General features: G+C 75.0%; 15 protein-coding genes and 1 pseudogene. 11 read left to right on the top strand and 5 right to left on the bottom strand.

Annotation, left to right across the window (positions count from 1 at the left end):
• The first annotated feature begins 14 nt into the window (after positions 1-14).
• The gene (locus ABEB07_RS28355; RefSeq protein ID WP_345670951.1) at positions 15-284 is read left to right on the top strand and encodes a transglycosylase family protein; all 270 of its coding nucleotides are present in this window, start codon (positions 15-17) and stop codon (positions 282-284) included.
• Between the two features lie 60 nt (positions 285-344).
• On the opposite strand, the gene ABEB07_RS28350 is transcribed toward ABEB07_RS28355, so the two are convergent.
• Both ABEB07_RS28350 and ABEB07_RS28345 read right to left on the bottom strand, forming a co-directional pair.
• A complete protein-coding gene (locus ABEB07_RS28350; protein ID WP_345670949.1) occupies positions 345-1,226 on the bottom strand; it encodes a diacylglycerol kinase family protein in 882 nt (293 codons plus the stop codon).
• Positions 1,227-1,331: 105 nt separating this feature from the next.
• A complete protein-coding gene (locus ABEB07_RS28345) occupies positions 1,332-2,930 on the bottom strand; it encodes an FAD-binding oxidoreductase (RefSeq protein ID WP_345670948.1) in 1,599 nt (532 codons plus the stop codon).
• 47 nt (positions 2,931-2,977) lie between these two features.
• Between ABEB07_RS28345 and ABEB07_RS28340 the strand changes: the two genes are divergently transcribed.
• Positions 2,978-3,595, top strand: a complete 618-nt coding sequence (locus ABEB07_RS28340) for a TetR/AcrR family transcriptional regulator (RefSeq protein WP_164588701.1) — start codon at positions 2,978-2,980, stop codon at positions 3,593-3,595.
• Positions 3,592-5,202 (top strand): glycerol-3-phosphate dehydrogenase/oxidase, encoded by a 1,611-nt coding sequence (locus ABEB07_RS28335; protein ID WP_345670947.1) that lies wholly within the window; start codon positions 3,592-3,594, stop codon positions 5,200-5,202. The genes ABEB07_RS28340 and ABEB07_RS28335 overlap by 4 nt, the downstream gene beginning before the upstream one ends.
• A gap of 105 nt (positions 5,203-5,307) precedes the next feature.
• On the opposite strand, the gene ABEB07_RS28330 is transcribed toward ABEB07_RS28335, so the two are convergent.
• The gene (locus tag ABEB07_RS28330) at positions 5,308-5,874 is read right to left on the bottom strand and encodes a hypothetical protein (RefSeq protein WP_345670946.1); all 567 of its coding nucleotides are present in this window, start codon (positions 5,872-5,874) and stop codon (positions 5,308-5,310) included.
• A gap of 161 nt (positions 5,875-6,035) precedes the next feature.
• The gene (locus ABEB07_RS28325) at positions 6,036-8,315 is read right to left on the bottom strand and encodes a catalase (protein ID WP_345670944.1); all 2,280 of its coding nucleotides are present in this window, start codon (positions 8,313-8,315) and stop codon (positions 6,036-6,038) included.
• A 311-nt stretch (positions 8,316-8,626) separates the two neighbouring features.
• Between ABEB07_RS28325 and ABEB07_RS28320 the strand changes: the two are divergent.
• The 6 genes and pseudogenes from ABEB07_RS28320 to ABEB07_RS28295 all read left to right on the top strand — a co-directional run.
• A pseudogene (locus ABEB07_RS28320) lies at positions 8,627-8,761 on the top strand (lipoprotein); the annotation flags it as partial.
• Positions 8,762-9,062: 301 nt separating this feature from the next.
• On the top strand, positions 9,063-9,782 hold the full coding sequence (locus tag ABEB07_RS28315; RefSeq protein ID WP_345670943.1) for a nucleotidyltransferase family protein: 720 nt from the start codon (positions 9,063-9,065) through the stop codon (positions 9,780-9,782).
• On the top strand, positions 9,779-10,081 hold the full coding sequence (locus tag ABEB07_RS28310; protein WP_176151551.1) for a hypothetical protein: 303 nt from the start codon (positions 9,779-9,781) through the stop codon (positions 10,079-10,081). The genes ABEB07_RS28315 and ABEB07_RS28310 overlap by 4 nt, the downstream gene beginning before the upstream one ends.
• A complete protein-coding gene (locus tag ABEB07_RS28305) occupies positions 10,078-10,842 on the top strand; it encodes a metallophosphoesterase family protein (protein WP_345670942.1) in 765 nt (254 codons plus the stop codon). Before ABEB07_RS28310 ends, ABEB07_RS28305 begins: the two co-directional genes overlap by 4 nt.
• Positions 10,843-10,897: 55 nt before the next feature.
• Positions 10,898-11,362, top strand: coding sequence for a low molecular weight protein-tyrosine-phosphatase (locus tag ABEB07_RS28300; protein ID WP_176151549.1), 465 nt, complete (start codon positions 10,898-10,900; stop codon positions 11,360-11,362).
• Complete coding sequence (locus tag ABEB07_RS28295) at positions 11,359-12,249, top strand: fructosamine kinase family protein (RefSeq protein WP_345670941.1); 891 nt, start codon at positions 11,359-11,361, stop codon at positions 12,247-12,249. The genes ABEB07_RS28300 and ABEB07_RS28295 overlap by 4 nt, the downstream gene beginning before the upstream one ends.
• 62 nt (positions 12,250-12,311) lie before the next feature.
• On the opposite strand, the gene ABEB07_RS28290 is transcribed toward ABEB07_RS28295, so the two are convergent.
• Complete coding sequence (locus ABEB07_RS28290) at positions 12,312-13,739, bottom strand: alkaline phosphatase family protein (RefSeq protein WP_345670940.1); 1,428 nt, start codon at positions 13,737-13,739, stop codon at positions 12,312-12,314.
• A gap of 423 nt (positions 13,740-14,162) precedes the next feature.
• Here ABEB07_RS28290 and ABEB07_RS28285 point away from each other — a divergent pair, with 423 nt between their 5' ends.
• Positions 14,163-14,636 (top strand): hypothetical protein, encoded by a 474-nt coding sequence (locus ABEB07_RS28285; RefSeq protein ID WP_345670939.1) that lies wholly within the window; start codon positions 14,163-14,165, stop codon positions 14,634-14,636.
• A gap of 258 nt (positions 14,637-14,894) precedes the next feature.
• On the top strand, positions 14,895-15,590 hold the full coding sequence (locus ABEB07_RS28280) for a GAF and ANTAR domain-containing protein (RefSeq protein WP_176151545.1): 696 nt from the start codon (positions 14,895-14,897) through the stop codon (positions 15,588-15,590).
• The last annotated feature ends 57 nt before the right edge of the window (positions 15,591-15,647 follow it).

Here is a 15,647-nt window from a genome sequence, read left to right as displayed (position 1 = left end):
CGACCACCGCCGCGCTGGCCGGCGGGCCCACCGCGCCCGCCGCCCCGGCCGAGGCGGCCGTGGCCGACTGGGACGCCATCGCCGCCTGCGAGTCCGGCGGCGACTGGAAGGCCAACACCGGCAACGGGTACTTCGGCGGGCTGCAGTTCAGGCAGTCCAGCTGGATCGCGGCCGGCGGCCTGAAGTACGCGCCGCGGGCCGATCTGGCCACCCGCGAGGAGCAGATCGCCGTGGCCAAGCGGCTGGCGCTCCTCCAGGGGATGTCGGCCTGGGGCTGCGCGTAGCGCCACGGCACCGCGGCCGGGGCCCGGGGCGTCCGGAGGCCCCTCGGCACAGCATCGAGTTCAGCACAGCATCGAGAGGGCGCCGGGCAGGACGCGGGCGGTGACGGGCAGGACGGCGTCCACCTCGCCGTCGGCGCCGTACGGTATCTCCCGGTCGGCCGCGACGCTGATCTCCCGGCCGCGCAGCACCCGCACCTCCGGGCGGCCGACGTGGCCGCCCGACTTCAGCTCGTTCATCAGGGTGAAGAAGAGGCGGCGCGGTGCGGCGCGGATCAGCACCACGTCGAGCAGCCCGTCGTCGACGCGGGCGCCGGGCGCGATCATCCGGCCCGAGCCGTAGTAGGCCGAGTTGGCGGCCACCACGGTGTACCCGCGGTGGGTGTGCTCCTCGCCGTCGACGGTGACCCGGTAGGTCGCCGCGCGCCAGGTGGCCACGGCGCGCAGTCCGCCGGCGTAGTACGAGGCGGCGCCGCGCAGCAGTCTGGCGTGGTTGGCGTGCCGGTTGGCGAGCGCGTCCACGCCCGCGTACACGCTGCCGAGGACGACGGTGCGCGGGTGGACCGCGGACTCCACCTCGATGGTGTCGACGGGGCGCGGGGCGTGGTGCAGCAGCACCCGGGCCAGCTCGGCCGGGTCGGCGGGCAGGTCGAGGGCGCGGGCGAAGTCGTTGCCGCGGCCGGCCGGGACGAGGCCGAGGAGGGCGCCGGTGCCGCTGAGCGCGCCGCCGATCCCGCCGGCGATGCCGTCGCCGCCCACCGCGAGGACGACCCGGCCCCGCTCCCCCGCCCGCCGGGCGAGTTCCTGGGCGTGGACGAGGCTGCGGCTGTACTCGGTCTCCACCGAGGCGCCCGCCTCCCGGAGCGGCCGGGCCACCCGCAGCAGCGCCGCGGCGCCCGCGGAGCCGCCCGCGGTGGGGTTGACGATGGCGGTGAACTGTCGCATCGGTGGGCCTCCGTGGGCGCAGAGAGGACGGTGGCGGGAGAGTACTGGGCGGGGTGGCGGGAGATTACGCGACGGGGCGGGAGCCCGGCGCCACGGGGGCCGGGCTCAGTCCTGGGGCAGCAGGACTCCGGGGTTGAGCAGGCCGGCCGGGTCCAGACGCCGCTTGACCGCCCGCAGGGCGTCCGCGCCGAGCGGTCCGGCCTCCCGGAGGTACCAGTCGCGGTGGTCGGTGCCCACGCCGTGGTGGTGGCTGATGGTGCCGCCGGCGGCGAGGATCGCCTCGTTGGCGGCGTGCTTGGCGGGCGTCCAGTGCGCCACCGGGTCCTCGCCCTGGGCGCTCACCACCGTGAAGTAGAGGGAGGCGCCGTTCTCGTAGACGTGCGAGATGTGGCACATCACCAGCGGCGGGGTGCCGGCCTCGGTGAGCGTCGCGGTGAGGGCGTCGCGGACGGCGGCGTACAGCTCGGGCACCCGCGACCAGAAGGCGGCGGTCTCCAGCGTCTCGGCGAACGCCCCCACGTCCAGCAGCGCGTCGCGCAGGTACGGCGCCGAGTAGCGGCCGTGCGCCCAGCGCTCGCCGGGCTCCTCGCCGAGGAGGGTGCCGCCGCACGCGCGCAGGACGGCCGCGGCCCGTTCCCTGCGGTACGCCACCTCCTCGGCCTCCCCCTCGTAGCCCGCGATCGCCTGGCAGCCCGCCGCCTGCGCGTCCCCGGCGCCGATGGCGTCGGGCTGGGCGAGGCCGACCAGCGTCTCGGTCTCGTCGGACAGGCGCAGCACGGTGGGCCGCGGGCCGTCCTGGGCGAGCCGGCGCAGCGCGGCGGCGCCCTCCTCGAAGGAGGCGAAGCGCCAGCCCTCGTACACCCGGGTCTCGGGCAGCGGGCGCAGGCGCACGGTGACGGAGGTGATGACGCCGAACGCGCCCTCGGAGCCGAGGACGAGCTGGCGCAGATCGGGGCCGGCGGCCGAGCGCGGGGCGCGGCCGGTCTCCAGGGTGCCCTCGGGCGTGGCGAGGGTGAGGGCGAGCACCATCTCGTCGAAGCGGCCGTACCCGGCGGAGGCCTGGCCGCTGGAGCGGGCGGCGGCGAAGCCGCCGATGGTCGCCCACTCGTAGGACTGCGGGAAGTGGCCGAGGGTGAAGCCGTGTTCGGCGAGCAGCGCCTCGGCGTGCGGGGCGCGCAGCCCTGCCTGGAGGGTGGCGGTGCGGGAGACCGGGTCGAGGGCGAGCAGCCGGTCCATGCGGCGCAGGTCCAGGGCGACGAAGGGCCGGGCGCCGGACGGCTCGGGGGCGAGGCCGCCGACGACGGAGGTGCCGCCGCCGAACGGGACGGCGGCGAGGCCGTGGGCGGCGCAGGCGCGCAGCACGGCGAGCACGTCGTCGTGGCTCGCGGGGAGCACCACCGCCGCCGGCAGGTCGCCGAGGTCGCCCTCCCTGATCCGCAGCAGGTCGGGGGTGGACTTGCCGCGGGTGTGCCGGACGCGGGACTCGGCGTCCGTGCGGACGTGCTCCTGGCCGCCGGCCGCGGCGGCCAGGGCGCGGTGGGCGTCGGCGGTCAGCGGCGGTTCGGGGACGGTGAGCTGCGCGAGGGCGACCGGTGCGGCGCCCCGGGGCTTGACGCCGAGCAGGTCGCGCAGGAGCGCGGTGACCGTCTCGGGCAGCGGTGCGGCCTTGGCCGGGTCGCCCCAGCCGCTCCACAGCATGTCCATGGGGTTGTTCCTCACCGGTCGGTTCCAAGGGCGTTACACTGTTACACATGACGCCTATTCGTCACAACGGTTCGACCGACCCCGAGGACGCCGCCGGCGATCCCGTACTGGACGCCGTGCGCGACTGCGTCCTGGCGGTCGGCGTGCGCCGTACGACCCTGACGGACGTGGCCCGGCGCGCCGGGGTCTCCCGGATGACGCTGTACCGGCGCTGGCCGGACGTGCGGTCCCTGGTGGGCGATCTGATGACCAGGGAGTGGATCGGCGTGGCCACCGGGGCGATGCCCGAGCGCCGGCCCGGCGTCGGCACCCGGACGCTGATCGTGGACGGCCTGGTGGCCGGGGTGGCCGCCTTCCGCGCGCATCCGCTGTTCCGCAAGATCCTCGACGTCGACCCGGAACTGCTCCTGCCCTACGTGCTGGACCGGCGCGGCGCCAGCCAGGAGGCCCTGCTCGAACTGATCGCCGACGGCCTGCGCGAGGGCCACGCCGACGGGACGGTGCGCCCCGGCCACCCCGCCCTTCAGGCGCGGTCCCTGCTGCTGGTCGTGCAGTCCTTCACCCTGTCGCTGCGCACGATGACCGACGCGGACGACCCCGCCCTGGGCGACGAGGCCTTCCTCGCCGAACTGCGGACCATCCTGGAGAGGACCCTGACGCCATGAACTCCAGCAGCAGCCCCCTCGACGCGGGCGCACCCGACGCACCGGCCGGCGCGGCCGCGGGGTCCTCGCTGTCCGCCGCGCGCCGCGCCCGCGAACTGGCCCGCACGGTCGGCGGTCCCGCGGTCGACGTGCTGGTCGTCGGGCTGGGCGCGACGGGGGCGGGCGCCGCGCTGGACGCCGCCGCCCGCGGTCTGTCCGTCGCCGCGATCGACGCGCACGACCTGGCCTTCGGCACCTCGCGCTGGAGTTCCAAGCTCATCCACGGCGGGCTGCGCTACCTCGCCTCGGCGCAGCTCGACGTGGCCCACGAGAGCGCGGTCGAACGCGGGGTGCTGATGGAGCGCACCGCGCCGCACCTGGTGGGCGCGCAGCCGTTCGTGCTGCCGCTGACCCCGCTGGTCACCCGGGGCCAGGCCGCGCTGGCCTGGGCGGGTTTCCGCGCGGGCGACGGGCTGCGGCTGGCGGCGCGCACCGCCCGCGCCACGCTGCCCGCGCCACGCCGCCTGTCGGTGGTGGAGACCCGCCATCTCGCGCCGGCGCTGCGCGGCAGCGGGCTGCGCGGCGGCCTGCTGTCCTGGGACGGCCGGCTCACCGACGACGCCCGGCTGGTCACCGCCCTCGCCCGTACGGCGGCGGCGCGCGGCGCGCGGATACTGACCCGGGTCCGCGCGCTGGAACTCACCGCCGGCGGCGCCCGGGTGCGTGACGAACTCACCGGCGAGGAGGGCGAGATCCGGGCCCGCGTCGTGATCAACGCCTGCGGTGTGTGGGCGGGCGGCCTGGTGGAGGGGGTGCGGATCCGGCCCTCGCGCGGCACCCATCTGGTGCTGCGCTCCGAACCGCTGGGGCCGCTGCCCGCCGGGCTGCACATCCCGGTGCCCGGCGAGAGCAACCGCTTCGTGCTGGTGCTGCCGCAGGGCGACGGCCGGGTCTACGTGGGCCTCACCGACGAACCCGTCGACGGTCCGGTGCCCGACGTTCCCGAGGTGCCCGAGACCGACGTCGGCTTCCTGCTGGACGTCCTCGGGTCCGCCCTGGACGTGCCGGTGCGGCGCCAGGACGTGGTGGGCGCGTTCGCCGGGCTGCGCCCGCTGCTGGACGCCACGCCCGAGGGGGCCTTGGGCGGGGCGCCGCGGACCGCGGACGTCTCCCGCCGGCACGCGGTGCTCACCTCGGCGGACGGTGTGGTCACCGTGGTCGGCGGCAAGCTCACCACCTACCGGCGGATGGCCGAGGACGCCGTCGACGCCGCGCTCGCCACCGGCCGGCTGACCGCGGGCCCCTCCCCCACGGCCGCCCTCCCGCTCGTCGGCGCGGCCTCGCCGCGGGTCCTCGCCGCGCTCCAGGCGCCGCGCCGGCTGATCCGCCGCTACGGCACCGAGGCGCCGTACGTCCACGCCCTGGGCGCCCTGGACCCGCGCCTGCGCGAGCCCGTGCTCGACGGGCACCCCGTCACCCGCGCCGAACTGGTGTGGGCCGTACGCCACGAGGGCGCGCTCGACGAGGCCGACCTGCTCGACCGGCGCACCCGCGTGGGCCTGGTGCCGGCCGACCGCGTCACCGCGCTGGACGCGGCCCGGGAGGCGCTGGGCGAGGCGGTGCGGTAGGGCGACCCGGTCGCGCCGTCCGGGCGGTGCGGGCGGTCTGGGTCGTGCGACCGGTCCGGGCGATGCGGGCCGTGCGAGCCGTGTGGGTGGTGCGGTTGTCCGGGGTCAGGCCGCCAGGGTCGAGCCGCGCTCCAGGAGGTGGCGCAGCTGGGTCCGGTGCAGGGCGGCGACCGGGGCGAGCAGGTCGGGGTGGCGCAGCAGCGCGGCGGCCCCGCGGTCGGTGTCGTCGGGGGCGAGCAGCCGCCGGAACTCGACCGGCGTCCCCGCCGCCTGACCGCCGCCCTCGGCGAGCGCGGCCACCGCACGGCCGGCCAGGCCGGGGTCGGTGAGCAGGCAAGCGGCCCAGCTGGCGACGACCTCGTCCACCCAGGTCCGCCAGGCGTACGCCTGCGGGCCTGCGGTCCCGGCGCCGTCCGCGCCGGTGATCCAGTCCAGCCGGGCCGAGCCACCGGGCCCCGCCACGACGACCAGGGCGGCGTCCATGGGCGTGGGATAGCGCAGCCAGGCCGCGGCCGTCACGGCCTGGCGCGCCTGCATCTCGCACAGCACGGAGGCCAGCGCGCCGCCGCCGGCCGGCGGATAGGCGCCGGTCAGCCACTGGGTGGTCGCCGCGATGAGGGGAGAGAGGTCTTCGAGGAGCACTGGCGGGCCGTTCGAGCGAGTCGCGGGCACGGGGACGGCGAGAACGCTAGCCCGCGGCTCGGGGACGGCGATATGGCCCGGGCCTCCTTCGGGGCGTGGCTTCAGCCACATCCGTGCGGAGGCCCGGGCCGGTGCTCGGTGCGGGTCGGACCTGCCCGGGTCGGACCCGTACAGGTGGAACCCGTACGGGTTCAGACCTGGGCGGGGAAGCGTTCCCAGACGCGGTGGGCGCCCAGGAGGTGGAGGATCTGCTCCAGGGTGCCGGTGCCGCTGTCGCCGACGATCACGCCGGGCGCGTCGGCGGGCACCCCGGCCGCCTCCAGCGCGGCCTCGGCCCCCTTCCACGCGCCGATCGCCTTGCCGTGCCGGAACGCCTCCGACAGCAGCAGCGCCACCCGCGGGTCGTACGCCGCCCGCTCGACGGAGTCGAGGCCGGACTTGGCGTCCCGGGCGCCGTAGGCGTCGGCGCCGATGCCCGGCGTGCCGGCCAGCAGGACGGCGTCGAACTCCACCGAGCGCGCGGTGGCGTAGGAGCGCTGGACGGTCAGCGCGTTCGCGCCGTCGCCGAGCTTGCCGCCGGTCGGGGCGACGACCAGGGGCACCATGCCCTGGGCGAGCACCGCGTCGCGTACGGCCCGTACGCCCTCCAGGTCGCCGTCGGGGCCGGTGACGATGCCGACGATCCTGCCGTCCGTGGGCCAGGTGTGCCCGACCTGGGAGAGGGCCGGGCTGGGCTCGACGTCCGCGAGCGGCACGGTGGCCGACGGCGCGGGCAGACCGAGTCCGGCGGCGACCTGGGCGCACAGCTCGGGGTCGATGTTGGCCAGCACCTGGAGGCCGCGTTCCTTGATGGCCTGCTCGTAGCACTTGCCGAGTTCGAAGGTGTAGGCGCCGATGATGTGCTCGCGCTCCACGGGGCTCATGCTGAGCCAGAACCGGCGGGGCTGGCTGAAGTGGTCGGCGAAGGACTCGGGCGCCTCGCGGACCTTCTTGCTCTCCGGGACCGTCACCGGCGTCTCGATGTACGCCCCGGTGTCCGCGCCCGCCAGGAACGGGCAGCCGCCGTCGAGGGAGTTGGGCCGGTAGGGCGCCACGCCGCGGTGCACGGCGGTCTGGTGGAAGCTGTCGCGCAGCATGTCGTTGACCGGCGCGTGCGGGCGGTTGATGGGGATCTGCGGGAAGTTGGGGCCGCCCAGCCGGGTGATCTGGGTGTCCAGGTAGGAGAACAGGCGCCCGGCCAGCAGCGGGTCGTCGGTGACGTCGATGCCGGGCACGAGGTGGCCGACGTGGAAGGCGACCTGCTCCGTCTCCGCGAAGAAGTTGGAGGGGTTGCGGTCCAGGACGAGCTTGCCGATCGGCTGCACCGGGGCCAGCTCCTCGGGGACGATGTTCGTCGGGTCCAGCAGGTCGATGCCCTCGAAGGTCTGGTCGGGGGTGTCGGGGAAGGTCTGGATGCCGAACTCCCACTCCGGGTGGGCGCCGGCCTCGATGGCGTCGGCCAGGTCCCGGCGGTGGAAGTCGGGGTCGACGCCGTTGATGATCTGCGCCTCCTCCCACACCAGGGAGTGCACACCCAGCTTCGGCTTCCAGTGGAACTTGACGAGGGTCGTCTCGCCCGCCGCGTTGACCAGGCGGAAGGTGTGGACGCCGAAGCCCTCCATGGTGCGCAGCGAGCGAGGGATGCCCCGGTCGGACATGTTCCACAGGGTGTGGTGGGTGGCCTCGGTGTGCAGGGTGACGAAGTCCCAGAAGGTGTCGTGGGCGCTCTGCGCCTGCGGGATCTCCCGGTCGGGGTGCGGCTTGCCGGCGTGGATCACGTCGGGGAACTTGATGGCGTCCTGGATGAAGAAGACCGGGATGTTGTTGCCGACCAGGTCGAAGACGCCCTCGCTGGTGTAGAACTTGGTGGCGAAACCGCGGGTGTCGCGCACCGTGTCGGCCGAGCCGCGCGAACCGAGCACGGTGGAGAACCGGACGAACACCGGCGTCTCGACGTCCTCGGCGAGGAAGGCGGCCTTGGTCACGGAGGCGGCCGTGCCGTAGCTCGTGAACACGCCGTGCGCCGCGGAGCCGCGGGCGTGGACCACGCGCTCGGGGATGCGCTCGTGGTCGAAGTGCATGACCTTCTCGCGCAGATGGTGGTCCTGGAGGAGCACGGGGCCGCGCGGGCCCGCCTTGAGCGAGTGATCGGTGTCGTACAGACGGGTGCCCTGCGCGTTGGTCAGGTAGGCGCCGCTCTGCGCCATCCGGGCCTGGTCCGCGCCGGTCGGCTGGCCGGTGGGCGAGACGGTGTCCGGGCCGGTCTGGTCCGGCTTGGGCGGCAGCGGGTCATGGGGCTCGGTCGGCTCCGCGAAGGACGGCGACTCGACGCCCGGCTTGCCGGGGATGCCCTCCTCGGGGCCCGCGCCGTCGCCGCGCAGGGCGTCGGTGACCTTGCGGGCCGCCTGCTTGATGGGGTTGTCCTCGCTCATCGGTACCCGTTCCTCCGCTCCTGGCCGCACCGCTGTGCGTGCCTCGGCCGTGTGCTGTCCGGTCGCCGGTCGCCCCGGCCGCGCAGGCGGTCACCGCCGCGCCGTGCCGAGGAAAAGTAGACAAGGAAATAAGGGGACAAGGGGGTCGAACGCCGCGAACGGGCGTCCACGCCGACAATCTCTCACGGTGTGGCCCACGGCGCGCGGGACGGGCCGACGACGGGGTGAACCCGGGCCGGGGCGGTCGAGCCCCGGGGAACGCGCCTCGGTTACCGTGACCCGCCCGCGCGGACGGAAGGAACGACCGGCCGGCGAAGCGCAGTGCCGTCGCCGTCGCCACCGACGCGGGGCCGGTCGTGCTGCACCTGAGCGGGCTGGACAGCGGCGAGCACGACCAGACGCTCCCGGCCTGCCAACTGGCCAAGCGCACCCTGCGCGCCACCTGACCGCGAAGGCCGGGGCCGCGCGGCGGCGCCGGGGGCCGACCGGCCGTTCCGGCGGAGGCGCCTGCCTTCCCCGGCGGCGCCCTGAGCGGCGCGCGCCCCGTTCACCCCCGCGCCGCCCCTCCACGCCCCGTCCGCACCACCCCGCCCTGTCGCAGCCCCCGTCCCGTACCCCCGCGCCGTGTCGATGCGGGCACGCCGGGTACCCGCCGGACACACGCGCGTCCGAGGGGTCAGGACCGGCAGCCGCCGGTACCGGGCCGGCGGACGCGGCCCTGGGTCGGTTCGGTGAAGGGGAGTGGGCATGGCACGCAACGGGGGCGACGCGGCTCCTGCCCGGCAGGCGGGGCCTGGCGGCCTTCGTCTGGCGGAGGGCGGGGCGGGCAAGGCATCCTGTCCGGGGGCGTCGCCGCAGGGGCAGCAGCTGCCCCGCGACCGCAACCAGGCGATCCTGGAGGCGGCCAAGCAGGTCGGCGCGCTTCTCAAGCGCAAGGGTCACCCCTTCGCGCTGGCCGGCAGCGTGGCCTCGTACGCGCACGGCGGCAGCGAGAACCTCCAGCACGACGCCGACTTCTGCGTACGCCGCGAGGACGCCGAAGCGGTCGCGGCCACCCTGCGGGAGGGCGGCCTGACCGTCTACACCCCGCCGGAGGACTGGCTGATCAAGGCCAAGTGCTTCGACCAGGACATCGACATCATCTTCGAACTGGCCCACCAGCCGGTGACGCCGGAGATGCTGGACCGGGCCGAGGAGCTGCCGGTGGACTCCGTGCGGATGCCCGTCCTGGCCCCCACCGATCTGCTGTGGGGTCTGATCGCGGCCTTCTCCGAGCACCACTGCGACTTCGGGGCCGTGCTGCCCATCGCCCGCGCGCTGCGCGAGAAGGTCGACTGGGAGCGGGTCCGCGAAGCCAGCGGCGACGAGCCCATGCCCGCCGCGTTCTTCTTCCTCCTCGAACGCCTGAACGTCATCCCTGCGCGGCAGGACCCGCCCGGGGACCAGCGAGAGGGGCAGTCGTCATGAACCACCACGGCCAGGAGCGGACTCCCGGCGCACCGGCCGCCGGGAGCGGGGCGGGCGTCAACCTGGAGTATCGCGTCGCCCATCTGCGCGAGCGGATCGCCGCCGGCCCGCTGGGCGAGCTGGGGGTGCGGCTGGAGGTGCGCGGCGAGGCGGTGCTGCTCACCGGCACGGTGCCCTCGGCGCACTGCCGCGACGACATCTGCGACCTCGTCGGCGGCGAGCTGGCCGGTCACCAGGTCCACTGCGACATCGTCGTCGCCGACGCCACCACGCCCGACCACGCGGAGGACCTCGCATGATCCGGATAGCAGCCGTCGGAGACATCCACATGGCGCCCGAGACCCGGGGAACGCTCCGGCCCGCCTTCGAGACCCTGCCCGAACTCGCCGACATCCTGCTGCTGGCCGGCGACCTCACCCGGCACGGCACTCCGCGGGAAGCGCGAGTGGTGGCCGACGAGATTCGGGACCTGGGCGTGCCGGTCGTGGCGGTGCTCGGCAACCACGACCACCACGACGACCGGCCCGAGGAGGTCGCCGCCGTCCTGGAGGACGCCGGCGCGCAGGTGCTGGAGGGGCGCGGAGTGGTGGTGCGGTGCGGTGACGCGCGGGTCGGCGTGGCCGGCACGAAGGGGTTCGGCGGCGGCTTCGTGGGACGCTGCGCGGGCGAGTTCGGCGAGCCGCTGATGAAGGAGTTCGTCCGCTACAGCCGCCGCTGCGCCGACGGGCTGCGTACGTCGCTCGAACGGCTGGCCGAGGAGGAGTGCGATGTGCGGATCGCGCTGACCCACTACTCCCCCGTCCCCGAGACGCTGGCCGGCGAGCCGCTGGAGATCTATCCGTTCCTCGGCAGCTATCTGCTGGCCGAGGCCGTCGACACGGCCGGCGCCGATCTCGCCGTGCACGGCCACGCGCACGCCGGCACGGAGAACGGCATGACCAACGGCGGGGTGCGGGTGCGCAACGTCGCCCAGCCGGTCATCGGCCGGGCCTTCCACATCTACCACGTGCACGAACGGCAGCCGGTCCCGGCGACGGCCCCCGGCGGCCGGCCCCTGTGAGTCCACGCCCGCCGCTCGGGCGGAGGGGCGGGCGGCCACACTTAGTCTGGGGGGCGTGCACATCTGTTTCGTATGCAGCGGGAACATCTGCCGGTCGCCGTCCGGCGCGCTGGTCCTGGCCGAGCGGCTGCGCCGCGCCGGTCTCGACGGGGCGGTGCGGGTCAGTAGCGCCGGCATCGGGCCGTGGCACGTCGGGGAGCCCATCGACGAGCGGGCCGGCGCGGCTCTGGCCCGCCGCGGCTACCCGGTGGAGCACGTGGCCGCGCAGGTCGGCGCCGAGCACCTGGACGCCGACCTGTTCCTGGCGATGGACGAAGGCCACGAGAGGGCGCTGCGCGCTCTGGTGGACGACCCGTCCACGGTGCGGCTGCTGCGCTCCTTCGACCCGGCGGCCACCGGCGACCTGGACGTGCCCGACCCGTACTACGGCGGCCCGGAGGGATTCGACGAGGTGCTGGCCATGATCGAGGACGCGATGCCCGGCCTACTGGCCTGGGTGCGCGAGCGTCTGCCGTCATGACGGGCGGCGGCGACGGTCGCGGCGGCGGCTTCCCGGACGAGGGTCCCGGCGCCGCCGCCGCCCGGCTGACCGGGTGCGCGGTGGTCGGCGAGCGCCGGCTGTCCGGGGCGCTCGCCGAGGTGACGCTCGACGGCGGGCGGGTGGTGATGGTCAAGAACGGCGACGAGCCGGGCGCGGTGCGCGCGGAGGCGGCCGGTCTCGCCTGGCTCGCCGAGGCCGGCGCCGTACGCCTCCCGGAGGTGCGCGGGCACGACCGGTACCGGCTGGTGACCGACCGCGTCGCCGAGGGAACGCCGGGCGCGGCGGCCGCCCACCGGTTCGGCCGGGAGCTGGCGGCGCTGCACGCGGCGGGGGCGCCGGCGTTCGGCGCGCCGCCGCCCGGCGGCCCCGAGGAGGCGTACATCGGGCGCGCCCCCATGCGCAACGTCCCCGGCGACGACTGGCCCTCCTGGTACGCCGAGCACCGGGTGCTGCCCTATCTGCGGCGCGCGGTGGACGAGGGCGTCCTGCGGCCGGCCGAGGCCACGGTGATCGAGGGCGCGCTGGAACGGCTGCCGGACCTCGCCGGCCCCGCCGAGCCGCCCGCCCGGCTGCACGGCGACCTGTGGAACGGCAACGTCCTGTGGGGCGCGGACGGCCGGGTCTGGCTGATCGACCCCGCCGCGCACGGCGGCCACCGGGAGACCGACCTCGCGATGCTCGACCTGTTCGGCTGCCCGCACCTGGACCGGGTGCTGGCCGGCTACCAGGAGGCGGCGCCCCTCGCCGACGGCTGGCGCGAGCGCGTCGGACTGCACCAGCTCTTCCCGCTCCTGGTGCACACGGTGCTGTTCGGACGCGGGTACGCCGGCCAGGCCGTCGCGGCGGCCCGCGGCGCCCGCGCCTGATCCGCGACGGCCGCCCGGCCGGGGCCCGGACGGCGCGTCCCGGCCCGGCCCCGGCCGGCGGCTCACAGGTGCGGCCGGCGGCCCCGCTCCTGGTGCGGGAAGCGCTGGTCGGCGCCGGGCAGCGTCGGCTTGGGCAGCGTCGCCACCTCCTCCTTCGCCTTCCGCAACTGCTCCGCGGTGTCGGCGGGCAGCCGGGGCGCGCGCGGCCGGGTGTGCGAGAAGCGGAACGGGGAGGTGAAGTCGCCGAAGGTCTCCCGCCGCCAGTCGCTGACGTTGGGCTCCTCCACTCCGGTGAACCGCTCCAGGAACTGGAGCGCCGAGGTGTGGTCGAATGCCTCCGTGGCGACCCAGCCGCCCACCGTCCAGGGCGAGACGACGATGGCCGGGACGCGGAAGCCGCCGCCGATCGGCAGGCCCTTGATGAACTCGTCGGGGGTGCCCGCGGGCGGGGTCGGCGGGGCCACGTGGTCGAACAGGCCGTCGTTCTCGTCGTAGTTGAGGATGAACGCGGTCTTGCGCCACACCTTCGGGTTGGCGGCGATCGCCTCGATCTTGGAGGCGACGAAGTCCGCCCCGGCGGCCGGCAGGTAGTCGGGGTGCTCCGACTGGTAGCTGGTCGGCACGATCCAGGAGACGGCCGGCAGGCGGTCGTTGCGGGCGTCGTCCTCGAACGTGCCCTCCGGCTGCGGCCGTACGCCGCGCTCGTACAGGTCGGAGCCCGGCGCGGCGTTCTTGAACGCGGCGAACTGCTCCAGCAGGTTGCAGCCGTAGTCGTCGTCCTGCTGGTAGACCTTCCAGCTGACGCCCGCCGCCTGGAGCCGCTCCGCGTAGGTCGTCCAGCGGTAGGGCGTGGGGGCGGTGTTGTTGGTGATCGGGCCGCCGCGGGTGCCGCCGGGGTCGATGGTGCCGGTCATCCACATCAGGCGGTTGGGCCAGGTCGGGCCGAAGACCGAGCAGAAGTAGTTGTCGCACACGGTGAAGGTCTCGGCCAGCGCGAACTGGAACGGGATGTCCTCGCGCGTGTAGTAGCCCATCACGTAGGGGCCGTTGACGCCGTCCGCCTTGCGGTGCGCGGGCAGCCAGCGGTCCATCTTGCCGCCGTTCCACGCCTCGTGCTGCACCGACCAGGCGTGGCTGGTGGAGGGGATGGCCTGGGCGCTGGACTTGTGGGTGTCCAGGTGGAACGGGAGCAGGTGGCCCTTGGGGTTCTCGGCGTCCGGCTGGTAGAAGACCGAGCGGCCGTCGTCCAGCTTGAGGGCGTGCGGGTCGGCGAAGCCGCGTACGCCCGACAGGGTGCCGAAGTAGTGGTCGAACGACCGGTTCTCCTGCATCAGCAGGACCACGTGCTCGATGTCGCGCAGCGAGCTGCGCCGGGGCGGCTCGGCGGCGACGGCCTTCTGGACGCTCGGCGGCAGCAGGGACAGCGCCGCGGCGCCTCCCAGCGCGCCCGCGGCCGAACCCAGGAGTCTGCGGCGTGTCAACTCGGCCATGAATTCCCCTTCTTGTACGGACGTGTACGGAAGAAGCGCTCGCACGTGCCGGCCGCCCGCCGGAGCGGAGCGGGCCGCCGACCACTCTGCGCCCGGTGCTCCGGCTCCGTCAGGGGTGGCGGCTGAACAAGAACCCAACGAGTGGGGCACAGTTGGCCAACCCGTGACCGGGGTCACCGGGGCGTCACCCGGCCGTCGCCCGGCCGTGGGGAAGCGTGGCCACTACACCCGACTTGGCGGGAAACGGCCGGTGTTGTGTACCGGTTCGGTCACCGAGTGGCACGGGCGCCTCAGACGTCGCCCCGGCCGATCCGTCCCGTGCTAAGAAATACGGCGAAACAGGCAGACCGGCGTACCACGGGGTGCGTCACCGGTCATGCCGCGTCGGCCCCTCGGGGCCGCAGGGGGAAAGGTGTCACCGCAGTGAACCGCACACGTACGACCGCCGCCGTCCTGACCGCCGTCGGGGTCCTCACCGCCGCTCAACTGGGCCTGGCCGGGGCGGCCTCCGCGTCGACCGGCGCGCCGCTGAGCTCGGGCTGCCCGGTCAACATCGTCTACCCGTCCCGGTTCTACGTCGACCACAACGGCTGGGTGACCAACGGGGGCCTGTACTTCGGCGTCAAGAGCAAGACCGCCAAGAGCTTCAAGAAGGTCACCTTCACCGTCACCAACTCCAAGAACGTCCGCTTCAGCACGGCGAAGGCCACGGGCGGCGGCATCACCCACCGCACCTCGCAGACCGTCTCCGTCTCCACCTCGACTCTCAAGGGCAAGGCGAGCCTCGGTTTCCGGGTCCGCACGCACCTGCTCAACACCCGCAGCTACAAGCTCAAGATCACCCTGCACGGCTCCGGCTGGAACTGCGCGGTGAACCAGGGCACGTGGGGCGCGTGAGCGCGCGGACGCCCGTCCGCTCCTGACCGCCGCGCGCGGCACCGGCGCCCCGGCCCTCCCGGCCGGGGCGCCGGTGCGTCCGGGCGGTGTCTCCGCGCTCCCGCGCCCCCGCGTGCGCGCCCGCGCGCGCTCCGGCGTGCGTGGGCATCATGATCGGCTTACGGGGTATCGCGTGGTGAGGGGGGGTACGCTGCGCATGCCGGAGACTGCGGGCGACGTCACCCTTGCAGAGGACTGGGAGAAGGGTGGTGCGGACGGATGGACTGGCGTGAGTTCGCCGAACAGATGGCGCAGCTCGCCCGGCGTCTGCTGGCCAAGGACTCCCCCCAGGCGACCCTCGAGGAGATCGTCTCGGCCGCGGTCGAGCTGATCGACGGCTGTGAGGCCGCGGGCATCCTCGCCGTGCGCAAGGGCCGCGCGGTGAGTCTGGCGGTGAGCGGGGACATGGTCGAGGAGTCGGACCGGTTGCAGGGCGAGCTGGGCGAGGGCCCGTGCTTCGACGCCGCCCGACGGGTGGACGACGACCGGATGTTCCGCATCGGCGACATGACGAAACCGCAGCCCGCCTGGCCGCGGTACGCGCCGGCCGCCCGCGGCCTGGGCATCGGCAGCATGATGGGCTTCCTGCTGTACACCGAGGACGAGGACTTCGGGGCGCTGGACTGCTACTCCACCCGGCCCGGCGCCTTCACCGCGGAGAGCGAGACGGCCGGCTGGCTGCTGGCCTCGCACGCGGCCGTGGCGGTGTCCAGCGCCCGGACCGTCGACCAGCTCGAACACGCCCTGGAGACCCGGCACGCCATCGGCGAGGCCATGGGCATACTGCGCGAACGGCACCGGCTGAGCGAGGACGACGCCTTCGCGGTGCTGCGCCGCATCTCCCAGCACCACAACGTCAAGCTCCGCGACGTCGCCCAGAACATCCGCGAGAAGCGCCCCGAAAAGAAGCCCTGACGGGCCCCGCCGGACCCGCGGCGCCCACCACGGAGACGCCCCGGCGCCCCCGACGGC

The sequence above is a fragment of the Streptomyces similanensis genome, assembly GCF_039543625.1.
GTDB lineage: Bacteria > Actinomycetota > Actinomycetes > Streptomycetales > Streptomycetaceae > Streptomyces > Streptomyces similanensis.
This window is presented reverse-complemented; position numbering and strand designations above follow the sequence as displayed.